The following is a 22,891-nucleotide window of genomic DNA, read 5'->3' as shown; positions in this document are numbered from 1 at the left end:
CCTCCCTATTTCCTTTTATAGAACGGTGTGGATACGACTTTCGCTTCAACCATTCTATTTCTAATTTCTACATTCACTTCTGTACCCTCTGCTGTATAGTGTGTATCGAGTAGCGCTAACCCAATCGCTTTTCCCAATGTAGGCGATTGAGTACCTGTTGTCACTTCGCCTATTTTCTTTTCACCAACATATACAGCATACCCATGGCGAGGAATTCCCCTGCCTGTCACTTCAATCCCTACAATCTTACGATCTAGTCCATCCTCTTTTTGCTTTTCTAATGGTTTTTGACCAATAAAATTTTCTTTTTTGTGTTTTCACAGCAAAACCTATGCCTGCTTCTAGAGGGGAAATGTCTTTTGAAAGCTCTTGACCATATAGTGGTAAGCAGGCTTCAAAACGTAGGGTATCTCTCGCTCCTAAACCACAAGGAACAAGACCCTTATCTTTTCCTGCTTCTATAATAGATCGCCACAACGTAGCGGCGTCTTTTTGATGACAATAAATTTCAAATCCATCTTCTCCTGTATATCCTGTACGAGAAACTAAGGATGTGACTCCGTCAATCACCACATTCTCTTCAAACTTTAAAAAACGAATCTCACTAAGATCTTTATCTGTGATTGTTTGAAGGATGGCTTCTGCAAGAGGTCCTTGAACAGCTAACTGTGCTGTCTGATCTGAAACATTCTCTATCCTAACATCCTCTTCTACATGGGACACTAGCCACTCTACATCTTTTTCAATATTGCTTGCATTCACGACGAGTAAATATTTTTGGTCACCAAGCTGATACACTAGCAAATCATCAACTGTCCCACCATTGTCATAGCACATTGCCGTATACTGAGCTTTTCCTGGTGATAACTTAGACACATCATTTGTCATAATACGGTTTAAGTAGGTAAGACTATCAGGTCCTGTTACCATTACCTCTCCCATATGGGACACATCAAAAAGTCCAGCCTTCGTTCTAACCGCCTCGTGTTCTTCTTTAATAGAAGAAAATTGAACAGGAAGCTCCCACCCACCAAAATCGATGGTTTTTCCTCCATGCTCACCATACATTTCGAATAATGGTGTTCGTTTTAATTCACTCATCGTCATCCCCCTTTTATTCATTTCGCCGCAACATTCCCAACATTCAGTCTTTAATCCCACTAAAAAAGGACAGAGATATCCTCATACGTACGATGAGAATTCTCTGTCCTTTGACCTGAAAGTTTACCAACTGGTTTCCTCTTGGGTGGCTTCAATCTTTACTGAAGCTCTCTCCAGAGCCGCGTCCAACAAGAGTCTTTTTGCCTGAGAGATTCACAAAATAGATTGCTTGCTCCTTCGGCGCTGAAATATCAGTCTCTCCCCTTGCTGTCATCCGCAACTATTCAATTATTTATAGAACGGAATTAATGGATAATGTTCGGATTTGGCTATTTTAAAAAGATTAAAAACTCTTACAACCATCCTACCACTTCCTTTTCTCTGTATCAATCATTTTAATTCCTGAATACGCTACCAATTCTATTATTCATATTACTAAGTAAACAAAATCTAGAAGATTTATGAATTTTATGATAGAAACAGTTGAATTTATTTAGCTTTTCTACTTATAAGAAACGATCTAAAATGCGAACATTATAATTAAATACCACAGTAACATTAAGTTATTATTCTTTTACATACTGTCATCTTCTTATGGTTATACTACAAAAAAACCCGTTTTAGTAGATCAATAAAAAGGAGAGGCTTTAATGAATGTATCCATCCGGACAGATGACACATGGACAAATGAATTAATGGACCGCTTAGAGCATGATGGCCCTTGGTCGAATTGGGAACTCATGAAGCTATCCACGAATATTGAAAGAAAAAATGTTATTCCAAGCTTTCAGGGACTACAAGCCCCGAAACACTTACCAGATTTCACACCCCTTCCTCATCAACTTGAGGTGGCTCAGCAAGTGGTAGAACGAATGAACGGAAAAGCGATACTTGCTGACGAGGTTGGATTAGGAAAAACAATTGAAGCAGGTCTTATTCTCAAAGAATATATGATTAGAGGACTCGTAAAAAAGGTTCTGATTTTGGCACCTGCCTCCCTTGTTTCTCAGTGGGCTATGGAATTGAATTCGAAATTCTACATTCCTGCCGTCGCGCAAAAAAAGAGTTATGTATGGGATCAGTGTGATGTTGTGGTCAGCTCATTAGATACAGCAAAACGGCAGCCGCATAAGGATAAAATTTACGAACAAAATTATGATATGGTGATTATTGATGAAGCCCATAAATTAAAAAATCACAAAAACGAAAAACTATGAATTCGCTCAAAATTTGAAGAAAAAGTTTTGTTTACTACTGACAGCGACGCCAGTACAAAATAAATTAGAAGAAATATTTCACCTAGTTTCCCTATTAAAGCCGGGGCATCTAGGAAATGAAAGTATATTTGCAGAGAACTATCAAACGGGCAAATCTACAGAAAACGATCAGTATTTAAAAGAACTCGTTAATAAAGTGATGATTCGAAATCGCCGTGAAGATACAGGAATAGAATGGACGAAACGAAAAGTGAATACACATGTAATTGAGTTTTCAAAGGAAGAACAAGAGCTTTATGACAGTATTTTAAACCTTAAAAGCCAATATGACGAATATGTAACGAGTTCTTTCTCCTTATTAACCCTGCAAAGAGAAGCCTGCTCTAGTAGAGAAGCTGTGTACTACACCTTAAAGAATATGCTAGAAAAAGAAGACATATCTGAAAGAATGAAAGAAACCATTCATATGATGCTACAGAAAGTGGATCAGGTTCAAACCAATTCAAAGGCAATGAAAGCTCTTGAACTTATCCGTAGTATTAACGATAAGGTTATTATTTTCACAGAATATCGGGCAACACAGCTTTACTTACAGTGGTTCCTTAAGCAACATGGAATTTCGTCTGTTCCTTTTCGAGGTGGTTTTAAGCGCGGGAAAAAAGATTGGATGAAACAACTCTTTCAGCAGCACGCCCAAGTTCTCATAGCAACTGAAGCCGGTGGAGAAGGAATTAATCTTCAATTTTGCTCCCATATGATTAACTTTGACCTCCCGTGGAATCCCATGAGACTAGAACAAAGAATAGGAAGAATTCATCGCCTTGGTCAAACGGATGATGTGCATATTCACAACTTTGCTGTGAAAGGCACAATTGAAGAGCATATAATGAAGCTACTGTATGAAAAATCCAGCTATTCGAACGCGTAGTTGGAGAACTAGATGATATTCTAACAAAAATAGAATTTGGAAAAATCGAAGACCATCTAACGGATATTTTCTCACAATCTAAATCAGAAGGTGAAATGAAAATAAAGATGGACAACCTTTCTAGCATGATTGACTTTGCCCGGGAAATGAAAGAAGGTGAACAGCATGCAACAAGCTGAAATATATGAGTTTCTTGAAGAATATTTTAATAATAATCAATGTGAAATTGTTGATCGATCACCTGGACACTTGAAGGTGCAGCTAACGATTGATATGGATAAAGAATTAATGAATCGCCCCTTCTACTGGCATTATCTTGAAAAAACTGGCGGCATCCCAAACCCAGCATCTATCACATTTATCACAAATAAAGAAAAGGCTCCCGAAGGGTTAAAAGGGGAATTTATACACTTTGGTTCTCCTCGTCTACATCAATTGTTTCAATCTACTAAAAAACTTGCAGGATTTGTCAGACTCTATGAAAAGACTCCTGTCATGCCAAACAAACAAACTTCACTTTTTCCTTGGTTGTTAGTGAATATTAAAATCTCCTATGAATGTGATACAAAAAAAAAGATAGCTTTCGTTCATATGGCTTAAATTTAATTAACGGTGGGATGAAAGAAGATTTTTTTGACAGATTACTCACAAAGGAACTTCATGCGACAATCCCTGATTTCACCTTCACCCTGACACCAATCATTAAGCCAAAAAGCGGGGTCTCTAGAATATTAAATAGCATTTCAGATGAGCTTAGGCAAGAAGAACACGAGTGGGCAACGGAAGCAAGGAAACGATGGGACGAGGATTTAAGTTTGCTCGATGCGTTCTATAGTGAAGTGGACGAGCTTCCTGAGTCCTATCATATCGAAAAAGAGGCACTAAAAGAACAGTATGAACCACGAATATCATTAGAGATTGTGAACGGGGGAATTATATATTTAAGCTAATAAAAAAAATAGAGCAAGATTCAGTCGTATTACTGAATTCTTGCTCACTTTTTCTTAAAGAATAGCATAATCGCATAAGGAATCATGCCAAACCATCGAAATAGAATTGGTTCCTTCTCTTGCTTTTTTTGCTTTCTCTTTGTGGAACGTTGTTCTTTCGGTTGGTCAAAATGCTTCACAAGTGACTGAGTGATATACTTGATCAAATCATTTAAGGACATCTACTTCACCTCAAATGACAGTTTGGACAATTCAGTTCAGTTTTAGACCTTTAAGAATATGATGAATCGTATTCACGACATCATCGTCTTCTGTGTTGACTTTAAAATGAGCGGCTTCCTCGTAAAGGGCGTAACGACTAGTGTACCTATCAAACAGTTCTCTGTAGCTTGCTCCATTAGATAAGGGACGATTATGATCACCACTCACCCTCTGCCAGATTGTCTCAAACTGACAATCTAACCACACAACGACTCCGTTATCATGCATCCACTTTCGGTTCTGAGAAGATAGGACCATCCCTCCACCCGTTGTTACGATAACATTCTCCTTACTCCCGCACTGTACCAATATTTTTTCTTCCAGCTCTCTGAAATAGGTTTCGCCGTGCTTACTGAAGATAATGGGTATTTCAACGCCTTGCTGATTCACCATTTCTTCATCTGTATCAACAACAGATAGGGCAAGCTCCTTACCAAGCTTTCTGCCAATTGTTGTCTTTCCTACTCCCATAAATCCAATTAAGAAAATCGGTTTCATCATTCGCTTCCTTTCCACTGTAACAATGTTCCTGTGGTATTAGTATATCGGAAAGTCATGCCTTTTTCTCCTTGAGAAGTTTGGGTGGTCAGGTTGATCGTTGTAGTATTTGAAAGAACTTGTTTTTGAAATCTCACGGTTCCCTTGTTCCAGTGTAATTCACCAGATAATGCTTCACTCTCTTTCGCAGTGATTGCCGTTAATAAAAATAGCGATTCTCTTTCCTTTAGTTCATTTAATTCATGGATCGTACGAGTATGAGTGTGAATAATCGATGTTAAACTAACCAAAAACAGTAAGAAGGATGTGGTGAAGAGTAGCGTATAAGGAAGAATATATCCTTAGTTTTTTCTTTTTTATTTAACATAATAAAAGTTCCCACTATAAAATTCTCCACTTTGTGAATGAACCGTTAACGTTACTCCATTTTCAATTTCTTGGAATGTAAAACTTTCAAGCCGTTGAAGCATAATTTCATGACCTTTATGATTTAATTTCCTTCTAATATTGAGCCCATATTTTTCATACGTCACCAATTGACCATCCATAATGAATTCTATTTTATTCGGGCTAATATTCATGCTCTCTGCTTGTAGTACTTCATTTGTTAACGTTTGATGGAATAATGACCACTCAAAAGGGAGAACCGCTAATCTCGTATCGATTTGATGAAGAGAACTAAGTGTTAAATACAATCCTTGTAGAATCATAACAAACAAAATAAATGATACAAGAGTTTCTAGTAAGGTAAAACCATGATTATTTGAGATAGAAGCACTCATGCTTATCCTCACGTTCTAGACAAATGGAAGCATCACTCCCTACAACTATATTAAACGTATTGACAGGAATAACACTCTCCTTTATTTCATCATTCTTAATAAGTTTATTTAAAAGCTGCTCATTTAATATATATAACGCTTCGTTATATTCTTCTCCCTCTCGTAAATGGACAAAAGCAGAGATAGTAAGAAACATCAGGCTTAATACAAAAAGAGTAATGCCCACAGACACGACTGTCTCAGCTAATAAAAACCCTTTTCATTCATAGATTAGATGTCTTCCATGACCAATTTGTACAGTAATGTAATAGGGTTGGTCGTGAACATACAACTTTAAAGTTCCGAACTTATCAACAGTTCCATCTTTGGTATAGGACCAATTTAATAACGAACTATATGGATCTACTTTTACATAATGAGGTAATGGCTTATTCAATAGAATCTCTCCCGTGTTAAAATTTTTTACAACAAATCGATTTACTGATACCAAAAATTGTATATTGGTTTTTTGTGCTCTATTGATGGAAGTGACTTGACTTGAATATAAATCCGATTCTATCTCTTTTAAAAACGAATGAGATTGTACGGTTTTACGATACTGATCGACCACTATTATTCCTAATGATAGAAATATCGAAAACACCACTAATACTAGTAATAATTCTATATAAGTGAATCCTTTCTTACTCATTCCATTGAACTAATGGACACCACTCCATTTGTAACAACAACTCTATCACCATTCGGACAGGTATTTTGATTTGTTTTTAAATACTCTGCAGCAACGAGCTCATCAATCGTCGATGGGACTTCATGCTTTTCTAATTCATACGCTTCCACTTGACCCGATACCATATTCACTAAAGCTTCGCAGCCTTTGGAGTTGATGGAATCACTTTGATCAGATAGATTGGGGACGGTCACAAGAAGAATCATACTGATGATTAATAGAACAATCATCATCTCAATTAGGGTAAATCCTTTTTCATTTTGTTTGAAGCGTTTAGACACGAAAGCTAGCATAGCTATTCCTCCTTAAATAGTTTGAATCATTTGGTACATAGGGAGCATAATCCCTAAATAGACTAAGACTAATAGAAGACCGACCCCTCCAAAGGTTATAGGGTGTATCAGTTTCATAATAAAATCCGTGCGCATCTCCATTCTTTCTATACAAATCGTGCTATACAGCTCTAATTCTTTATACAACTCACCGTTATTCTCACCATGCTTGACCATTACATAAAAATCATCTGTTAAAAGAGGATAATCTTGAAGGATTTCTGGGAAAGAGTGACCATTAATCAGCTGATTTTGAAATTGTTTTGCCATTTCTGCAAATAATCTCTTCGACGATTGCTTTTCAAAGACTTGCAAAGCGTTATTAATCGACATCCCTGTTTTCAGTAAGAAGCCCAATTCCCTCGAAAGAAAGTGGGTTATATAATTTTTTGTGTAAAAGGAAAGGAAGGGAATCATGACTGAAATTGAGGCTTGAGTAAAAGGAGAGGTACGTTTTCTAATTAAATAGACAAGGATTAAGATGAGAGTAAACATCAAACAAAAAAACAAACAAAATAGTAGGTAGAAAATGGAGAAAGAAAACTAAAACCTCTGCCATTCCTGATGCCTTATAATTAAGAGTCTGTCCTAGTAATGAAAATTGAGGTAATAATAATGTATTGATGACCATGATGATGACGATCACTAGTATAATGAGCACAAATGGGTACTGCAACGTTTTTTGTTAATTTTTCTTTTTCTTTCTTTTTTGTAAGTAAGTAATAGCCTCCATCACTTAGGGTTTTACTCATATTTCCATGCACCTCGGCAAAGTATACTTGACTGCAGATGTGTTTCCCGTAACCAATCATTTCAAAGACATCTGCCAAGGAATTCCCACTTAATAATGCATGATTAATCGTACGGACCCATTCTTCTGGAGCTTTTTCTTGGTAATAGAGCAAAAAAATCAAAGCTTCCTTTAAAGAAAAACCATTCTCTAGCATTTGAGCAAGACGGATTAGCGCCTCACCTTGTTTCCTAATCGTAAATTTCTGTTTGGATCGCCCATTTGGAATATTCTCTCTCCGTAATGTATCCAAGAGCCACTCCCTTTCTTAAGCTTTCATCTAAAGAAATAAATTTTTTTCTTGATAATACAGGACTTCCATTATTCAATACATCGAGTAAAGCGGAACCCATAAGAATTTCCATTACACTCGCTCTTCGATTGTGAAACAAGTGTAGACAATGTAGTTTCTCTTCCTCACCACATAAAGGGCATCTAAGACGAACGAGACGCTGAGCGGTTATGCCTACAACCGTTTGAATGACTTCCTCCTTATTCACTCCGAATTCGAGTAGTCTGTGTACAGCCCCTACCGCATTTCTTGAATGGATAGTAGAAAGTACTAAATGTCCACTAAGTGCTGCCCTAACGGCAATATGAGCTGTTTCCTCATCTCTTATCTCTCCAACCATTATGACATCCGGATCGTGCCTCAATATAGCTTTTAGTCCATTTGAGTAGGTCATTCCCGCTCGTTCATTTACTTGTATTTGTAGAAAATCCTCATTTATTTTTTCAATGGGATCCTCAAGGGTAATCACATGGCGATGCAGTTGATCTGAACAGTATTGAACTAATGTGTACAGTAGTGTAGTTTTACCACTTCCGGTTGGACCACTATATAGGAGGAGTCCATGGGGATTTTTTAATAGAGATACTAACTGCTTTGCCATTGTAGGGAATAATAATTGATGTTGTATGGGCTGAAATGAATGTTGAGGTAAGATTCGAATCACTAAACTTTCACGTTGGTAGGAAGACGGAAGAGTTGAGAAACGTAAGGAGTAAGACTGATGGTTGAAGGTAAGATGAAGTGAACCTGATTGAGGCTTTCGTTTCTCTGCAATGTCCATGGAGGCATCATACTTGAAGTGAGCAATCATCCGCTCTCCTTCTTTTGCATGAATAGAGGTGAAGTGAGAGAGCATTCCAGCCGCTCTAAACTGGATGATGTATTCATTTTTTCTTGGTAAAAAATGAATATCTGACACTCCGCAACGAATAGCAGCTTCTATAATACTAACTGCTTTAGTTTGTATGCTCATTTTATTTGATTCACCACCTTTCAAATGAGCTAATGGAAATATTCGCCATCCACTTCTAAACTCCTCTAAAAGACACAAAAAAATTTGCATATTTTTTTCTGATTATGTCATAATAAGATTACATTCATATCAGTGGGCTATAGCCAAGCGGTAAGGCATCGCACTTTGACTGCGACATGCGTTGGTTCGAATCCAGCTAGCCCAGTATTGTTAAGGAGGTGTCAATGACACCTCCTTTTTGTTGTACAACCATTGTACAACAAAAAAGAAAGGGTTTCCCTCTCTTTAACTTGATAATTTCATGATATTTTTTTTATTTCGTCAAGCTTCTAAGAGCTTCTGGATTATACCCAACTACTAATTTTTGTCCATCCGTTAGAATCGGTCTTCTTAATAGCTTCGGATCATCTACTAATAATTTCACTACTTGTGATAGAGGAAGTTCATTTAGATCTAGGTTCAGCTTTTTGTAAGATTCACTTCTTGTCGCTAAGATCTCGTCAATCCCTTCGGTTGTCATTGACAGTAGCTTTATTACATCTTCATAGCTAGGAGTTTCTCTGAATAAATGTCTTTCATTAAAAGCAACCCCTTCTTTCGTTAACCACTTTTTCGCTTTTCGGCAAGAAGTACAGCTTGGATACGTATAAAAGATAACCTCCATGATCAATCTCTCCCTTTTTATTAATAATAGAATCCCGTGAATGCATGTCGACGTTTAAGTTATATTCATTGTATACCTTATGTATAACTTTTGTACACTGATAAGCCTTATAAATTTGTGAACATTTTTTGAACATGAAAGGATTCACATTTCTTCCATACTTTCTTTTGATGAAAAGTTTTATAATAAAGATAAATACGGTGAAGAAGGTGAGATCATGGATCACACGCTCAAAATAACCAACACACTCGCAGATCCAACACGATATGGGATATATCATCATATCTTGAAAACAAAAGAAGATGTAACGGTGCAAGACATTGCAGAAATGTTTCACATCCATCCAAATGTAGCCCGTCTCCATTTAGGAACTAGAAGACGTTGAGCTCATCCTGTCAGATGTCTATAAGACTGGAAAAGGCGGTCGTCCGGGACGTGTATACAGGACGAATGACAAAGTCATTGAATTAACATTTCCTAGAAGAGATTATTCATTGTTAATGGAAATGACTCTTGATTTAGTAGGTTCTTTAGGAAATGAGCATTCTTTTTTAATAAAGGAAATCGGACAAAAACACGGAAGGAAATTAATTGAAGACAAAATAAATCATGCTACAAAGGAGCTAGCTCAGTGGAATTTTGATGAAAAGATGGAGCTATTTAACGAAATATCCCACTCCATTGGGTATTTCACTCGCGTTCGTAAAGACTATGAGGGGTATACTTTATCCTATGAAGTCTATAATTGCCCCTTTAAAGAGCAAGCATCCGCACATCCTGAACAGGTTTGTACTATGCATACAGCGTTTCTTGAAGGAGCATTTAAAACCCTTTTTCAAGTAACAGAGTTTAAGCAAACGGAAAATATGACAAAAAATTGTCCATCTTGTCAATATCACATTTGTATTATGAACTAACCTTTAGAGAATCATTTACTTTTCTTCATTTGTTCCTTATAATAAACATTGACTAAATGTGCAATAAAGGAGGGGGATACATATGGACCGTATGTTTAGAGTTCTTGGTTTTTGGACAGCTATTTTTGCTGTTATGTTCTATCTGGGTGATATGAAGACGACATCATTAATCTTCCTAGGCCAAACAGGATTCTTTATTCTGCTAAGCTATTTACGTTTATCAGAACGTATGTATATTTATGTATTTGGTGCATATTTAACAGTGTTTTTTGCAGGCTTCACATACTGGACAACTTTTATGATGGTTCCAGGAGCTGGCGGACATTAATAATAAAAAACCCCTACAATCAAGTTGTAGGGATTTTTTATTTCTTTTATATTTTTGTAGTAAACCTATTAAAAACTGGCTCTGTTAAACAGAACAGTTAATAGGACAAATAGCCTTACATCAAAATGATGATCTAACTAAGCAAAAATTAAAACCCATTTAAATAAGGATTACTCACCATCTCTTCTTCAATCGTAGTGGTTGGTCCATGTCCTGGTAGGACAATGGTTCTCTCCGGCAAAGATAGTAGCTTCGTATGAATACTCTTCAGTAGTTGATCCATGCTTCCTTTGTATAAATCGGTTCGCCCAATACTTCCTTGGAATAATGCATCACCAGATACAACGATTTCTTCCTTTTCTAAGTAAAAGGATACACTGCCTGGAGAATGCCCTGGAGTCTCCATTACATGAATAACAAAATCATTAAAGGTTAACTGCGTTTCTTCTGATATCACATGTTCGGCTGCGGCTGCTGTTATGCTGTATTGCAAGAAATTTTGAGAGCCGTTTTTCATCCCATCTGATAGCCATGTTTCTTCTTGTTTATGTATATAAACAGGCACCTTATATTGGTTTCTAATTTTGTCTACAGCACCAATATGATCAAAATGAGCGTGGGTCAGCAAGATGGCAAGAGGCTTTAGTCTTTGGCCATCAATTTTGGCCATAAGCTTAGCCGCTTCTTCTCCAGGATCAAAAATTACGCATTCTTTTTGATCGTTGTATACGATATAGCAATTTGTTTGAAGTGGGCCAAGTGGAATTTTCATCCATTTCATACAGTATCATCTCCTCAGCTTTAGTTTAGCATGTTCCTTTTCCACTAGGAAAGAGAAGTTGTCTATTACATCTCGACAAACGGATGAAAAGATAATAAAATAATAATGATGAATAGATGTGCTTTACATAAACAGTTTCTTGGACTGTTTCAAAGATAGCGCTTTACGAAAGGAGCAAATACGATGGGATTAATCATTATTACGGCATTAGCTACTCTTTTAGCTTTATTTGGAAGCATTAGTGCACTTAAAAATAAAACGTTTAGGTATCGTGTTCGGTGTTGGAACTCTTGCTGTGTTCGGATGGTTCACAGTTCTAACGATCATCCATCAAGGCTTCCCTGCTGCTCATTAATGTATGAGAGGGTAAAGTAATGAGGTTTCTCTTAATGAGAAACCTCATTTTTTGTTATTCTTTTCATCCATGATGAGCTTCCAATCGATTGTAAAATGCTCCTTTAGTGCTAGAATCCACTCAGACTGGGAGGTTATATCTTTTTTCACTACTTCACCACCTGATGTTTTCTTTATATACTGATCCGTTAATGAAACTCTCCCCTGATCATTCATCAGACTACATAATTTCTTTTGAGTAAAGATACTGTCCCTATCGGTTTGTGTGATTTCACACATTTCTTCAAATTCATGTAGTGCTCTTGGAGTAGTACTTATTTTAAATAATCTTTCCCATTGTTCTTCCACACGCTTCACTATTATAAACTCATTTTCACTAGCTGTTTTCTCCACCTTAAATTCACCATGATGATCCAGGTGAATACATCTATCTTGAATAAGAAGTGGGGTTAAGAATCCTCCCCCAACACCTACGTCAACTAAGTATTGGTGGTCTTCTATGTTCACCATTAAGGCTAGATGAGAACAGTCCCGGTTCCAGGATTGTTTATCTTCATTCCAAAATCGAGCAGAGATATAGTGCACATCATAAAAAAGCTCTTTTAAGACACTATACAAAAGACTATTTACTTCAAAACATAACCCTCCACGATGGTTCCCTAGTATTTTATGTATGACTTCCTCAGGGTTCATAGAGAGTTTCTTACCCACATGGATGTCTAAGTTTTCAAAAGGGATATGATACAAATGTTGTTGATGTATGGAAGAAAGTAATTCATGCTGTGATAGATTCCTATAATCTGTGATCCCAATATACGTCAAATAATCCTTACTAATCATTTCAAGATTCCTTTCAAGAACAGTCATTTTAAAAAAGGAAGCCAAGCGGGCTCCCTTCTACAAAGCTACGACAACTTACTCTCTACAGCTTTCACTTTATCTTCCATCGTTCTCTTCTTATCTCGGCGGTCATCGATTCTTAAATTGGTAGCCACTCTCTGTATCCCTTTATTAAATGGTGCTTCATGAATTGCTTGAACCACTTCTAATAATACAGCTAGCTCTCCTTCAATTAACGTATTCATAGGCGTTAGCTGAAAGCGAATCTTTCCTTCAGCTTCATATCTCTTCAAAATGTTTTGGATATCTGCCACATAATCACTCACACTCGGCGATGTGGTTCCAATCGGTATAACTGTTACGTCAATAATAGCCATTAGAAGTTCGTCTCCTCTGCATATAATATCATTTCCTTTTTAGTACCAGTCTCCATTTCAATCATAGTCGAAAGATAATATCCATACAAGCACCTCGTACCATTTGGACTACACTCAATCGGCTGATTTTCTATTCCATCTAAGGACGTCTCTCTTTTCCCAGTAGCCATGTTCCACTTTTCTAGTCGAAACCCTTCAACGTATGTATCAATTTGGCCACTCTTATTTGGAGTGAAAATAAACAAACTGTCCTCCATTATTTCCATATGAGGAATAAGCCACCCTGAATAAGTTGAAATCGAAGGCAATTCTACAGAGAAGGCGGGAAAATCCTCAACGGTTACTTCAGCTGTCTTAGAATCATTTTCTATTGTCATCCGTAATACACGATTATTTTCTGCTGTGGCATAAAACAGTGATTCGTCGAGTATTTTCCGGTCAAACTCTTCCGTATCTTCCTCCACTAATGGTGCCATAAGCTTAATTTCATCCCATGATGTATCCTGGTACAAAAAGTGTTGGTCATCCCTCCAAAAAAAGAAAAGGAGGATATCCCTTTAACTCCTTCTGTTGATTTGATTGAAGATCAAGAAGATATGTTGAGTACTCCCATGATTCATCAAAGGCCGCTACCAAAAGTTTAAAAGGATTTACTGGATTCCATGAAAAGGACAATTCAGCTGAGGGGATGGTGTATGTGTACTCCACTTTTCCATCCAATGTAAAAAGCTCAAGCTTCGCTTCGTAAGTAGAAGGCGAGGAATGAATAAGAATATTCCTCTTATTCTGATGAACAAAGCCTTGTACAAATGTACCTTCTCCAATAAATAACTCTTCCCGAACACCTGTATACAAATGGTACTCTACAATCTTATATGTAGACCCACTATACTCCACGATAATTATTCGATCATCGTCAACCCAGTCCACAACCTGAACCTGTTCTTTGCTACTTACAGTTAATGGTATCATCTCTTTTTCTGTCTTTTTACTTTAACCTCTTTGTTTGATTCTTCATTTAAATGTACCTGAGGAACTGAATCTGAATCTGACTCTGACTCTTGACATCCGTGAAGGAGAGGAATGAGGCACAAGATTATTATAAAAGCATAGTTCTTCATTGTCACTCTCCCCTTACCATTCGTCTCTACTAATAGACGTATTATATCGGTAAAAAGTTTACAAAAAAAAGAAAAAAGCCCTTAGACTTTTTTCTAACGATATAACGCAACTAAAATTATTCCTACTACTCTTTCGTAAATGTTTTGAAATTGTGAGAGTGGTAATGGGTTAATACCTAGTCCTGCTTCAATTGTAAAGCCTGCTTTTTGAAATTCTTTTATAAACCAATCTTTATACCCTGCATAACTATCGACATATCTTATCGATCGGTACCCACTAACTCGTTCAAACATTTTTGCTAATTGTACAGACTCCTCTGGCTCTAATCCTTCATATCCCCAATAAAATTCTTGTCCTTGTGTATGAAAGGCAAGAAGTCGGTCAAATCCTCTATCCTTCGCTAATTCTGCCATGGCGATAGCCTCGGGTTCTGTTAACGGAGCATCTCCTGGGTAATCCCGGTAGGCAGGTGACTTTTCTTCTTTGCGTTCCTTTTCTACCTCCCATTTTGCAGGATACTGATTGTTTAAATCTACTCCTCTTATATTTGCTTTCCACCTAGAAAAATCAGAGCTGCCTTTATTCATTTCGATTAATTGTTGCTTTCTTTCTGCAGGTGGCCCATCAAGCACTAAATTTACTCCATCGGGATTCACCATTGGCACTATCGAAAGAGTGACGGATTGATAAATTGGTAACATCGATATGCCTCTTATGGGATTTCCATTTGTTAAAGACAAGGCATAATTATTTAAAAAAGCTAGTAGCAGAGAGGTGGTAATCCATTCGTTAGCATGAAACGAACCATCAAAGTGAACCTGTTTCTTTCCCTTTCCAATCACAATTTCATATATGGGCAATCCATCAACACTCTTTCCTATGGTATTTGCCTTTAAGAATGGATAGATTTCAAGTAATCGATTCAGAGTATTTTCCAATTTACTAAATGTAAAAGCCTGCTGCCCTCTTTCAATTGGAGACGTCACTCTAACAGGTACTAAAATGTCTTGTCCTACCTGTAAATTAGATGGTGACGTATCTTGATTAAGAAGTAACAATGCATCCACATTCATATTTCTATTGTTTGCGATACTCCATAAGCTATCACTTTTTTGAATCGAATATCGTTCAACATAGAAGCCAGGAATTTTAATGCTCTGACCGATTTGAAGACTATAGACATCCATATCCCTGTTACTATCTAATAGTAAAGGTAGTGGCATATAAAACAATTGACTATAATACCATAGTGAATCTCCTTGACGAACTTTCACATCCATTTCTTTCCCTCCATTTCTCTCCTTTATAACGTTTATGAAGGGATAGAGAAAAGGATGACAAAAAAAGCTTGCGAGATTCTCGCAAGCTTTCCTTTATTCTTCCATATATTCAGGATCTTCAATGATGCCATTCTCACCGTAGAAGCGCAACAAGTCTCCATAAATAATCTTATCCGAATAATCTAATTCTGTTTTTACACGTTCACTGAACCTATCACATTCAGCTTTATCGATTGGTTCGCCCGAATCTTTATCCCAGCACGCTTCTCCAGCAAACACTACCTCATCTGTAATGAAACGTCCATCACGTAAAATAAGGAAGTCTTCATGATCAGGAGAGAATAAGTCTTGACCAAATTGTAAATCACCTTTTGAGTCAATTCCAAGTAAGTGAAGTAAAGTTGGACGAATATCAATTTGACCACTCACATCAGAAATAGTTTGAGCCTCAACACCTGGAATATGAATGATAAATGGAACCTTTTGAAGTTCAGTCGTCACATAAGGTGTAACCTCAGTTCCTAAGTACTGCTCCATCGCGGCATTATGGTTCTCAGAAATCCCATAATGGTCACCATACATGACAATAATGGAATCATCATATATACCGCTTTCTTTTAAATCTTCAATAAATAATTTAACAGCCTCATCCATATAACGTACGGTCTGGAAATAACGATTCAATGTTCCAGAATTAGAATCAAACTCATCAATATACTTATCCTCTTCATCTAATGTGAAAGGATAATGATTTGTTAAAGTAATCATCTTTGTAAAAAATGGTTGTGGCATTTCCTTCATATGCTCTACCGATTGTTCAAAGAATGGAATATCCTTTAAACCCCAGTTCACTGAGTTTTCATCATTTACTTCATAATCTGGTAAGGAATAGAAGTAATCATATCCAATCGCATCATACATTAAGTCACGGTTCCAGAAGCTCTTATTATTCGCATGCATAGAAGATGTATAATACTCATGTTTATTTAACTGCTCCGTTAACGAGTGATATTCATTTCCTGCATGAGTAAAGAATACTGCTCCACTATTTAAGGGATAGAGTGAATTATCCACAATAAACTCTGAATCCGATGTTTTTCCTTGTGCAGTTTGATGATAGAAGTTATCAAAATAAATGCTTTCTTTAATAAAGTCATTTAAGAATGGGGTTACTTCTTCACCGTAAACATCATTATTAATCACAAACGACTGAATGGATTCTAATGAAATCATAATAACATTCTTGTCTTTTGCAATACCAAACAACTCATCATTTGGTTCAACATAATTGGCTGCCAGATAATTGTCAATCTCACTTAATTCACTACCATCAGCTAGCGCTCTTTGAGCACTAGATTTCGATTGTAAATAAATATCGTAGAGATGATAATTAAATGTTCCAATGTTTTTCACTAGCATCTCTCGGTCAAATGTTCTAGTTAACAACTCAGGACGTTCAGATTCTGAAAGACCCAAGTTAAAGAAAAGAATCGCAATAGATGCAAAATAATAGGCTCTACGCTTATTACGTTTAATGCTTTCAAATGAAAGGAATGCTGGTTTCAGCTTAATTAACCCAGCCAGTATCACTACATCTAAAAAGTATAAAGAATCCGTCCACTTTATGGTTGCAGAAGCACTACTACCTAAATCTGAAAAATTACTTGTCTGGAACAAAACCGGTAATGTTAAGAAATCTGTAAAGAAACGGTAGAATGCTACATTACCATATACCACAATGGACAGAATAATCGTTGTTACCATAACATATCGTGTTCGTTTACGTTCTGTTTTAATAAAATAACTAACTCCAAAGATTAATAGCAAGAAGCTAATTGGATTGATAAACAGGATGAACTCCTGCATACTATTTTCAATTGTTATAGAAAAGCTAGTTTTATAGACGATATACGTTTTTATCCACACGAGAATGGTAGCAACTATCGGAAGGGATATTATAAATTTCTTCCTACTACTCATACGTTCAACCTCCAAAATGGTTCATTTTCTATTTATTTGTTTACAATAATTTACTTATATTTCAAGAATCAAAGACTATCTTAATACTTTTTTAACAAAAATCAAACAAAAATTTATTTATATAAGTTATAATGATGACTTATACCTTATCAAAAAGCAAGATTTATTTTTTGGATATTTCTATCTAAACATATTAAACGAACAAAAAGACTCCTTTTGGGAGTCTTTTTGTTCGTTTAATACATTCTTAGAAATTAAGCTTTCACTTTATTCTTGACTAACCAACCAGCACCAATAGCTCCTGCATCGTTTTCTAGAGTAGCTATAGCTAATTGTGTAGAGGTTGCAACAGTTGGGAATGCAAATTTGCGGAAATAGCCTTCCACTGCTTCAATTAGTATATCCCCGGCTTTTGAAACGCCACCACCAATTACAATTTTTTCTGGATTCAGAGCATTCCCTAAGTTAGCTAAAGCAAGACCTAAATAAAAGGCTAGCTGATCTACGACCTGCTTTGCGACATCATCCCCTTCTCTCGCACAATCAAAAACATCTTTCGCTGTGATGTTTCCGCTCTCTTCTAAAATGGTACGAAGAGAGGAATCTTCATGATTCGTTATCAGGGTATCATTGGCTAAACGTACAACACCTGTTGCAGACGCAACCGTTTCTAAGCATCCTGTTTTACCACAGTTACATGGATATCCGCCCTCCGGGACAACCGTAATATGACCAATCTCTCCTGCAGCTCCTTTGCTACCATGAACAATGTCTCCATTTGTAATGATTCCGCCCCCGACACCTGTACCAAGTGTAACCGCTATCAAATCTTTGGCGCCATTTCCTGCACCCTTCCACATCTCACCAAGTGCCGCACAGTTTGCGTCATTATCAATAACAGCAGGCAAACCTGTTTCAACTTCTAGCATGTCTTTTAAAGGAGTATTTTTTTCCCATCCTAAATTCACTGCTTCAAAGATAATTCCTTTTTCCATATCAACTGGTCCAGGGGCACCCATGCCTATTCCTAAAATTTTTTCTTTCGTTTCTTGTAATACTTCTAGCTTTTCATCCATTGCTTTTGCTATATTCACAATAATATTTTTTCCGTTATTAGAAACATCAGTCGGTATCTCCCATTTTTCAACAATTTCACCGTAATAGTTTAAAAATGCGAGCTTTGTTGTGGTTCCACCTAAGTCTACTGCCGCTATCCATTTTTCAACCATATTCATCACCTATTATCCCTTCAATTGTCTCTGTATTTCTTGTCTTAATAAAAGTAGAGCCATCTGAAAATCTCTTGGCTCAATTAATTGCGATCGATTAAGCTCCTTGATTTCTTCCTCCATTAATTGAAGATCGGATACTCTATCGCCAACATAAATAATCGTTCCGTATTTTTTTAATTAATTGCTGAACATCATAGATTGAATTCATTTCCATCACCACTTTAAAGTATAGTGGAAAAGGAGTGTGTGAACAAGGTCACAAAAAAGGATTTGTTGTGAATTTTTTTGATATATTAACTCAAGCTTTTTTTGGAGAGTAGACTTTCGAAATCCTAGTCCTAGTTCTATTCGTTGCTCTTTTCTACTTCTTTTGGATTTCCCTTACCATTTTCCATAGAACTAAAAAAAGCAGCAAACATTATGTTTACTGCTTTTTCAATATGCGCTTAACGATCTGGATCCCGAGGGTTTAAAAACCTTGGTCTTCTATTTTTAATGGAAGAGGTGACCTTACAAGTACATCCCGCATGGCTCTATAGTTAAATGGGATAAATGGCCATAAATAAGGAACTCCAAACGATTTCATTGATGCTAACAGGATAATCCAAAGGGTTACACCAATGACGAAACCAGGTAAGGCAAATATACCTGTTAGGACTAGTAACAGTAAGCGAACAATTCGGTTTGCTAAACTAAGCTCATAGCTAGGTGTTGAAAATGTTCCAATCGCAGCAATGGCCAAGTAAAGAATAACCTCATTAATAAACAAGCCTACCTCTACTGCAACCTGCCCAATCATTAAGGCAGCGACAAGACCCAATGCCGTAGCTAGAGCTGAAGGGGTATGAATGGCTGCCATCCTCAATATGTCAATTCCTATTTCAATGATGATGAACTGTAATAGTAACGGCACCTCCCCTAGCTCGTTAGGTCCGACAAATTTTGCCCAGTCTGGTAACAACGTCGGTTGGATCGCGAGTAAATACCAAAGAGGTAATAAGAAAACAGAAGCCCAAACTGCTACAAATCTTACGAATCGAAGATATGCTCCAACAACTGGCTTGTTCCGGTACTCTTCTGCATGTTGTAAATGATGCCAAAAAGTAGTAGGAGTAATTAACACACTAGGAGTTCCGTCTACAATGATACAAACATGTCCTTCATATAGATGAGCCGCCGCCGTATCAGGGCGCTCAGTATACCTGACCATAGGATATGGATTCCAGTGCCTTCCCGATATGTATTCCTCTAGTGTTTTCTCTCCCATAGGTAATCCATCTGTATCTATTTGACTTATACTATCTTTAACACGCTTCACGAATTCAGCATCAGCGATCTCTGCCAAGTAACAAACAACAATATCTGTTTTTGAACGCCTTCCAACCTGCATGTATTCCATGCGTAATGATCGATCTCTAATTCGCCTTCTTGTTAGGGCTGTATTGAAAACAATTGTTTCGACGTAGCCATCTCTAGATCCTCGAACGACTCTTTCTATGTCAGGTTCTTGTGGACCTCTTACTGGATAGGTTCTAGCATCTATCAAGATAGCTTTGTCAACGCCTTCTACTAATAAGGCAGTTGGACCCGCTAGCACACCGTCTACCACTTTCGTTAAATCATCAACAGACTCTACCTCGACGTAAGGTATATACGTTTTTAATAGCTTCTCTAATGGCTCTTCTTCGAGCTGATCTGGCGTTAAGTCAGCTAATAGCTTCATAATGTAATGAAGAATATCGTCCTTAACGAACCCATCTACGAGATACATGGCCATTTTTCTTTCTGCATACAAAAGGTCTAGTTGAATGACATCAAAACTTTCATCAACGGCCAATATGTCATTTAAATAATCTATATTTTCTTGAAAATGTTTGGAAACTTTTTTACTTTCTCCAAAACACTACCTCCTAAGACATGCGACACTTTTACCATCCTAGACAAGGAGGAAGAAATTCATACGTGTCTTTCATATTTCTACGAGTTCATTCATAAAGTAAAAATAGCTTGTATACATAAATTACAGGGGAGTGTCAAAAGTATGAAGAGAATCGTTCTCGTAGTAATACCCCTTGTTCTCATTCTTTTGGTCATATGGATGAAAGGGTCGACTGTTAAAGAGAGCATTATTTATTTTCCAATTGACGAGGATGCTCGATTTGAATCGGCTACTACATTTCTTTCATTAGAAGAAAAAAAAAGAATGGTCATTTTAGAGTTCGATGGGATATTCAGTCTAAACTAAATGAACAGGCGTATTTACGCCAAGATATTAGCCTTTTATTTATTAATGGCCGTTTAAAGGGGTTAATCAATGAATGGGAACAAAATACGGATCAAATGATTGAAGAAACCGTTGTGGAAGGAAAAGAAAGCAGTCTATTCGAAGCGATCACATTTCATTACGGAGAACTCCATGAACAAAACGATTTGATCACCTCTGCTCAACTTATGTCAAAGGACTCTCTCTATATCATTGATTCCAATTTCAGTCCATTGAATTCTTTTAGAACTCCCCAAACGGATTCAGAAAAAGAATGGAAGGATATTCTAGATCGTGTAACGACTCAGCAATTAGAATCCGCGTGGGAGAAGAGCCTGCAAGAATTGTCCATCGATAAGGATAACTTTAACGTTTTTACCCTTTCTGAACTTGTTGATTATAATGAACGGCCGCTCCCAGGCTTTACAGAAGAGGAAACAGAGAGACTTATCGGCAACCTTTGGGAGGGATTATATAAGAATTACTTTCTTGGAATAAAAAAAGAAGAGTGGTGAAGTAGTTGAACCTTTTGACAGCACCATCCCTCTTCTATTAATAAGTAAAGACAAAAAATTTCTATATGTGTTAATCATTAAAGATAATGAACCTGTTATATTTAAGCAAGTACTAGAAGAATCTTGATATGACCGGTATCCATAAGGATACAAGGAGAAACAAGATTGTACCCGTTACATAATAAAGTTGAGATACACTTTTCTTTCTAGGAAAATAGACAATTCCTGTTGCAATGAATCCACCCACTAATCCACCGATATGACCTGCATTATCTATACCAGGAACAGTGAAGCCTAATACAAGGTTTAGTCCTACAATCACTAGGATGTTCATTCCCATCGTTCTAAAAAAGACTTGAGGAAATGTATAGCCAAAGTATAATAACGCTCCAAAGCACCCAAAGATTGCACCACTTGCACCAGCAGATAAACCAACAGGATTAAAATAAAAACTAGCGATACACCCAATGATTCCTGCCAGTAAGTAAATAAATAAAAATCTCCATTTACCGAATATCTTTTCAACTTCTCTACCAATCAACACTAAGGCAAATGTATTCATAAGCAAATGAAAGAATCCAATATGTAAAAATATCGGTGTAATAAAACGCCACCATTCTCCTTCTAGTATCAGTGGGTTAAATTTTGCCCCAAAAAACACTAATGTTTCGGGATTGGTGCTTCCCCCAAATAACTGTAAAATGAAAAACATAAGAACTTGAATACATGCAAACATATATGTAAAGAAAGGATTGGCTGTTTGAAATAATTTCCGGTCTTCTTTTACCTTATGATTAGCTAGGTTGATGGCTTCCTTCTGTTCTCTTTGTACATCAAATAAGTCAAGAGGGGACGGGATCGCAATAGTTCCATTAAATTCTATAAGATTGATAAGATCCTTTATTCCTGAACTGACATTTTCGTCGCTGAGTAGAATGGGTTGAACTTCAATCTTTTGATATTGATTATTCATATAGCTTCGTTCTACTAGTTCCAATTGATCTAAAGGAGGATGATTAGAGATGTATACATTAACAATCTTTACTCTCCGTTTTAGAAATTTTTTCGTAATTCTTTCTCCATTGGCAACCGTTCGATCTAAGTCTTTCTTCATCCAATTTCCCCAATCGAGATTGTAGCGTAGTAGACGAATAATCGGTGCCTGCTTTTGGCTTAGGTTTTCAAGCCACAGCTCGTTTTGACTCTCAGACAGACTTACTACCCGGTAATTTCCTTCCTGAATGAAAGTGCTGGTAAGCTTCCAAAATAAGAAGTCTAATTGTAAACTCAAGACCCACCACTTCTTTCTTTTACAAATTTCATTGGGATCATTCTTCTACATTATAGGATTTGTTTATTCCTTCGAACTGGTATCACTAGGAAG

The 22,891-nt window shown here is 36.8% G+C and carries 25 protein-coding genes, 1 tRNA gene, 6 pseudogenes and 2 riboswitches; of the genes and pseudogenes, 9 read left to right on the top strand and 23 right to left on the bottom strand.

What is annotated here, in order from left to right; genetic code table 11:
• Positions 1-5: 5 nt before the first annotated feature.
• Positions 6-1,101 (bottom strand): annotated as a pseudogene (gene gcvT, locus M44_RS22375) (glycine cleavage system aminomethyltransferase GcvT).
• 101 nt (positions 1,102-1,202) lie between these two features.
• Positions 1,203-1,280, bottom strand: a riboswitch (glycine riboswitch).
• Positions 1,281-1,283: 3 nt separating this feature from the next.
• Positions 1,284-1,375: riboswitch (glycine riboswitch) on the bottom strand.
• A 376-nt stretch (positions 1,376-1,751) separates the two neighbouring features.
• Between gcvT and M44_RS22370 the strand changes: the two are divergent.
• Positions 1,752-3,425 (top strand): annotated as a pseudogene (locus tag M44_RS22370) (DEAD/DEAH box helicase).
• Positions 3,412-4,196, top strand: a pseudogene (locus M44_RS22365) (YqhG family protein). The pseudogenes M44_RS22370 and M44_RS22365 overlap by 14 nt, the downstream one beginning before the upstream one ends.
• 44 nt (positions 4,197-4,240) lie before the next feature.
• On the opposite strand, the gene M44_RS26235 reads toward M44_RS22365, so the two are convergent.
• The 10 genes from M44_RS26235 to comGA form a co-directional block, all read right to left on the bottom strand.
• Positions 4,241-4,417 (bottom strand): YqzE family protein, encoded by a 177-nt coding sequence (locus M44_RS26235; protein WP_010173479.1) that lies wholly within the window; start codon positions 4,415-4,417, stop codon positions 4,241-4,243.
• Positions 4,418-4,448: 31 nt separating this feature from the next.
• A complete protein-coding gene (locus tag M44_RS10725; protein WP_081447507.1) occupies positions 4,449-4,958 on the bottom strand; it encodes a shikimate kinase in 510 nt (169 codons plus the stop codon).
• Positions 4,955-5,245 carry a competence type IV pilus minor pilin ComGG gene (comGG, locus tag M44_RS10720; protein ID WP_010173477.1) on the bottom strand — a complete coding sequence of 97 codons (291 nt, stop codon included), beginning with the start codon at positions 5,243-5,245 and terminating at the stop codon, positions 4,955-4,957. Before comGG ends, M44_RS10725 begins: the two co-directional genes overlap by 4 nt.
• Positions 5,246-5,311: 66 nt before the next feature.
• Positions 5,312-5,737 (bottom strand): competence type IV pilus minor pilin ComGF, encoded by a 426-nt coding sequence (gene comGF / locus M44_RS10715; protein WP_010173476.1) that lies wholly within the window; start codon positions 5,735-5,737, stop codon positions 5,312-5,314.
• A complete protein-coding gene (locus tag M44_RS10710; protein WP_040365401.1) occupies positions 5,715-5,969 on the bottom strand; it encodes a hypothetical protein in 255 nt (84 codons plus the stop codon). The genes comGF and M44_RS10710 overlap by 23 nt, the downstream gene beginning before the upstream one ends.
• Positions 5,970-5,996: 27 nt before the next feature.
• Entirely contained in the window at positions 5,997-6,428 is a 432-nt protein-coding gene (comGD, locus tag M44_RS10705; RefSeq protein WP_010173474.1) for a competence type IV pilus minor pilin ComGD, read from the bottom strand.
• Positions 6,425-6,760, bottom strand: coding sequence for a competence type IV pilus major pilin ComGC (gene comGC / locus M44_RS10700; RefSeq protein WP_010173473.1), 336 nt, complete (start codon positions 6,758-6,760; stop codon positions 6,425-6,427). Before comGC ends, comGD begins: the two co-directional genes overlap by 4 nt.
• Positions 6,761-6,772: 12 nt before the next feature.
• Positions 6,773-7,216, bottom strand: coding sequence for a type II secretion system F family protein (locus M44_RS10695; protein WP_272941193.1), 444 nt, complete (start codon positions 7,214-7,216; stop codon positions 6,773-6,775).
• Between the two features lie 158 nt (positions 7,217-7,374).
• A complete protein-coding gene (locus M44_RS10690) occupies positions 7,375-7,842 on the bottom strand; it encodes a type II secretion system F family protein (RefSeq protein ID WP_010173471.1) in 468 nt (155 codons plus the stop codon).
• Positions 7,781-8,854: a competence type IV pilus ATPase ComGA gene (gene comGA / locus M44_RS10685; protein WP_010173470.1), complete on the bottom strand. Its 1,074-nt coding sequence runs from the start codon at positions 8,852-8,854 to the stop codon at positions 7,781-7,783. Before comGA ends, M44_RS10690 begins: the two co-directional genes overlap by 62 nt.
• Positions 8,855-8,987: 133 nt before the next feature.
• Here comGA and M44_RS10680 point away from each other — a divergent pair.
• Positions 8,988-9,059, top strand: a tRNA-Gln gene (locus tag M44_RS10680).
• 108 nt (positions 9,060-9,167) lie between these two features.
• Here M44_RS10680 and M44_RS10675 read toward each other — a convergent pair.
• Entirely contained in the window at positions 9,168-9,518 is a 351-nt protein-coding gene (locus M44_RS10675; RefSeq protein ID WP_010173469.1) for a Spx/MgsR family RNA polymerase-binding regulatory protein, read from the bottom strand.
• Positions 9,519-9,735: 217 nt separating this feature from the next.
• Between M44_RS10675 and M44_RS27000 the strand changes: the two genes are divergently transcribed.
• From M44_RS27000 to M44_RS10665, 3 genes are all read left to right on the top strand, one after another.
• Positions 9,736-9,903, top strand: a complete 168-nt coding sequence (locus M44_RS27000; RefSeq protein WP_155814948.1) for a helix-turn-helix domain-containing protein — start codon at positions 9,736-9,738, stop codon at positions 9,901-9,903.
• A gap of 115 nt (positions 9,904-10,018) precedes the next feature.
• Positions 10,019-10,435 carry a methanogen output domain 1-containing protein gene (locus M44_RS25335; protein ID WP_237705268.1) on the top strand — a complete coding sequence of 139 codons (417 nt, stop codon included), beginning with the start codon at positions 10,019-10,021 and terminating at the stop codon, positions 10,433-10,435.
• An 82-nt stretch (positions 10,436-10,517) separates the two neighbouring features.
• Positions 10,518-10,763 (top strand): DUF2626 domain-containing protein, encoded by a 246-nt coding sequence (locus M44_RS10665; RefSeq protein ID WP_010173468.1) that lies wholly within the window; start codon positions 10,518-10,520, stop codon positions 10,761-10,763.
• Positions 10,764-10,911: 148 nt separating this feature from the next.
• Here M44_RS10665 and M44_RS10660 read toward each other — a convergent pair whose 3' ends face one another.
• Positions 10,912-11,544 carry an MBL fold metallo-hydrolase gene (locus tag M44_RS10660; RefSeq protein WP_010173466.1) on the bottom strand — a complete coding sequence of 211 codons (633 nt, stop codon included), beginning with the start codon at positions 11,542-11,544 and terminating at the stop codon, positions 10,912-10,914.
• 183 nt (positions 11,545-11,727) lie between these two features.
• Between M44_RS10660 and M44_RS26230 the strand changes: the two are divergent.
• Positions 11,728-11,899: pseudogene (locus M44_RS26230) on the top strand (DUF2759 domain-containing protein).
• Positions 11,900-11,943: 44 nt separating this feature from the next.
• On the opposite strand, the gene M44_RS10650 reads toward M44_RS26230, so the two are convergent.
• The 9 genes and pseudogenes from M44_RS10650 to M44_RS22350 form a co-directional block, all read right to left on the bottom strand.
• Positions 11,944-12,783, bottom strand: coding sequence for an arylamine N-acetyltransferase family protein (locus M44_RS10650; protein ID WP_010173462.1), 840 nt, complete (start codon positions 12,781-12,783; stop codon positions 11,944-11,946).
• A gap of 20 nt (positions 12,784-12,803) precedes the next feature.
• Complete coding sequence (locus M44_RS10645) at positions 12,804-13,115, bottom strand: MTH1187 family thiamine-binding protein (protein ID WP_010173460.1); 312 nt, start codon at positions 13,113-13,115, stop codon at positions 12,804-12,806.
• Positions 13,115-13,627, bottom strand: coding sequence for a YqgU-like beta propeller domain-containing protein (locus tag M44_RS10640; RefSeq protein WP_010173459.1), 513 nt, complete (start codon positions 13,625-13,627; stop codon positions 13,115-13,117). Before M44_RS10640 ends, M44_RS10645 begins: the two co-directional genes overlap by 1 nt.
• Positions 13,628-13,637: 10 nt before the next feature.
• A complete protein-coding gene (locus M44_RS10635) occupies positions 13,638-14,087 on the bottom strand; it encodes a YqgU-like beta propeller domain-containing protein (RefSeq protein ID WP_010173457.1) in 450 nt (149 codons plus the stop codon).
• 242 nt (positions 14,088-14,329) lie between these two features.
• On the bottom strand, positions 14,330-15,517 hold the full coding sequence (locus M44_RS10625; RefSeq protein WP_010173453.1) for a M14 family metallopeptidase: 1,188 nt from the start codon (positions 15,515-15,517) through the stop codon (positions 14,330-14,332).
• 93 nt (positions 15,518-15,610) lie between these two features.
• Positions 15,611-17,497, bottom strand: a complete 1,887-nt coding sequence (locus M44_RS10620) for an LTA synthase family protein (RefSeq protein ID WP_010173451.1) — start codon at positions 17,495-17,497, stop codon at positions 15,611-15,613.
• A gap of 254 nt (positions 17,498-17,751) precedes the next feature.
• A complete protein-coding gene (locus tag M44_RS10615; RefSeq protein ID WP_029326842.1) occupies positions 17,752-18,726 on the bottom strand; it encodes an ROK family glucokinase in 975 nt (324 codons plus the stop codon).
• Positions 18,727-18,738: 12 nt separating this feature from the next.
• Positions 18,739-18,937: pseudogene (locus M44_RS26225) on the bottom strand (YqgQ family protein).
• Positions 18,938-19,175: 238 nt separating this feature from the next.
• Positions 19,176-20,587 (bottom strand): annotated as a pseudogene (locus M44_RS22350) (spore germination protein).
• A gap of 183 nt (positions 20,588-20,770) precedes the next feature.
• Here M44_RS22350 and M44_RS25330 point away from each other — a divergent pair.
• The gene (locus M44_RS25330) at positions 20,771-20,974 is read left to right on the top strand and encodes a hypothetical protein (protein WP_010173444.1); all 204 of its coding nucleotides are present in this window, start codon (positions 20,771-20,773) and stop codon (positions 20,972-20,974) included.
• Positions 20,975-21,069: 95 nt separating this feature from the next.
• Entirely contained in the window at positions 21,070-21,507 is a 438-nt protein-coding gene (locus M44_RS25325; RefSeq protein ID WP_010173443.1) for a hypothetical protein, read from the top strand.
• Between the two features lie 112 nt (positions 21,508-21,619).
• Here the strand turns inward: M44_RS25325 and M44_RS22340 are convergent, their stop codons facing one another.
• Positions 21,620-22,798, bottom strand: coding sequence for a rhomboid family intramembrane serine protease (locus M44_RS22340; protein ID WP_010173442.1), 1,179 nt, complete (start codon positions 22,796-22,798; stop codon positions 21,620-21,622).
• Positions 22,799-22,891 lie beyond the last annotated feature (93 nt).

The organism is Bacillus coahuilensis m4-4 (genome assembly GCF_000171615.1).
Classification (GTDB): Bacteria; Bacillota; Bacilli; order Bacillales; family Bacillaceae_K; genus Bacillus_T; species Bacillus_T coahuilensis.
This window is presented reverse-complemented; position numbering and strand designations above follow the sequence as displayed.

What these genes read in the sequence shown, in the direction of transcription:
- M44_RS10645 (WP_010173460.1), bottom strand. Translation starts at nt 13,115, where the DNA reads ATGGCTATTATTGACGTAACAGTTATACCGATTGGAACCACATCGCCG.
- M44_RS26235 (WP_010173479.1), bottom strand. Translation starts at nt 4,417, where the DNA reads ATGTCCTTAAATGATTTGATCAAGTATATCACTCAGTCACTTGTGAAG.
- M44_RS10625 (WP_010173453.1), bottom strand. Translation starts at nt 15,517, where the DNA reads ATGGATGTGAAAGTTCGTCAAGGAGATTCACTATGGTATTATAGTCAA.
- M44_RS10725 (WP_081447507.1), bottom strand. Translation starts at nt 4,958, where the DNA reads ATGATGAAACCGATTTTCTTAATTGGATTTATGGGAGTAGGAAAGACA.
- M44_RS27000 (WP_155814948.1), top strand. Translation starts at nt 9,736, where the DNA reads ATGGATCACACGCTCAAAATAACCAACACACTCGCAGATCCAACACGA.
- comGF (WP_010173476.1), bottom strand. Translation starts at nt 5,737, where the DNA reads ATGAGTGCTTCTATCTCAAATAATCATGGTTTTACCTTACTAGAAACT.
- M44_RS25325 (WP_010173443.1), top strand. Translation starts at nt 21,070, where the DNA reads ATGATTGAAGAAACCGTTGTGGAAGGAAAAGAAAGCAGTCTATTCGAA.
- M44_RS10620 (WP_010173451.1), bottom strand. Translation starts at nt 17,497, where the DNA reads ATGAGTAGTAGGAAGAAATTTATAATATCCCTTCCGATAGTTGCTACC.
- M44_RS10635 (WP_010173457.1), bottom strand. Translation starts at nt 14,087, where the DNA reads ATGATACCATTAACTGTAAGTAGCAAAGAACAGGTTCAGGTTGTGGAC.
- M44_RS10675 (WP_010173469.1), bottom strand. Translation starts at nt 9,518, where the DNA reads ATGGAGGTTATCTTTTATACGTATCCAAGCTGTACTTCTTGCCGAAAA.
- M44_RS10665 (WP_010173468.1), top strand. Translation starts at nt 10,518, where the DNA reads ATGGACCGTATGTTTAGAGTTCTTGGTTTTTGGACAGCTATTTTTGCT.
- M44_RS25330 (WP_010173444.1), top strand. Translation starts at nt 20,771, where the DNA reads ATGAAGAGAATCGTTCTCGTAGTAATACCCCTTGTTCTCATTCTTTTG.
- M44_RS10660 (WP_010173466.1), bottom strand. Translation starts at nt 11,544, where the DNA reads ATGAAATGGATGAAAATTCCACTTGGCCCACTTCAAACAAATTGCTAT.
- comGA (WP_010173470.1), bottom strand. Translation starts at nt 8,854, where the DNA reads ATGAGCATACAAACTAAAGCAGTTAGTATTATAGAAGCTGCTATTCGT.
- comGD (WP_010173474.1), bottom strand. Translation starts at nt 6,428, where the DNA reads ATGAGTAAGAAAGGATTCACTTATATAGAATTATTACTAGTATTAGTG.
- M44_RS10615 (WP_029326842.1), bottom strand. Translation starts at nt 18,726, where the DNA reads ATGGTTGAAAAATGGATAGCGGCAGTAGACTTAGGTGGAACCACAACA.
- M44_RS10695 (WP_272941193.1), bottom strand. Translation starts at nt 7,216, where the DNA reads ATGATTCCCTTCCTTTCCTTTTACACAAAAAATTATATAACCCACTTT.
- comGC (WP_010173473.1), bottom strand. Translation starts at nt 6,760, where the DNA reads ATGCTAGCTTTCGTGTCTAAACGCTTCAAACAAAATGAAAAAGGATTT.
- M44_RS25335 (WP_237705268.1), top strand. Translation starts at nt 10,019, where the DNA reads ATGGAAATGACTCTTGATTTAGTAGGTTCTTTAGGAAATGAGCATTCT.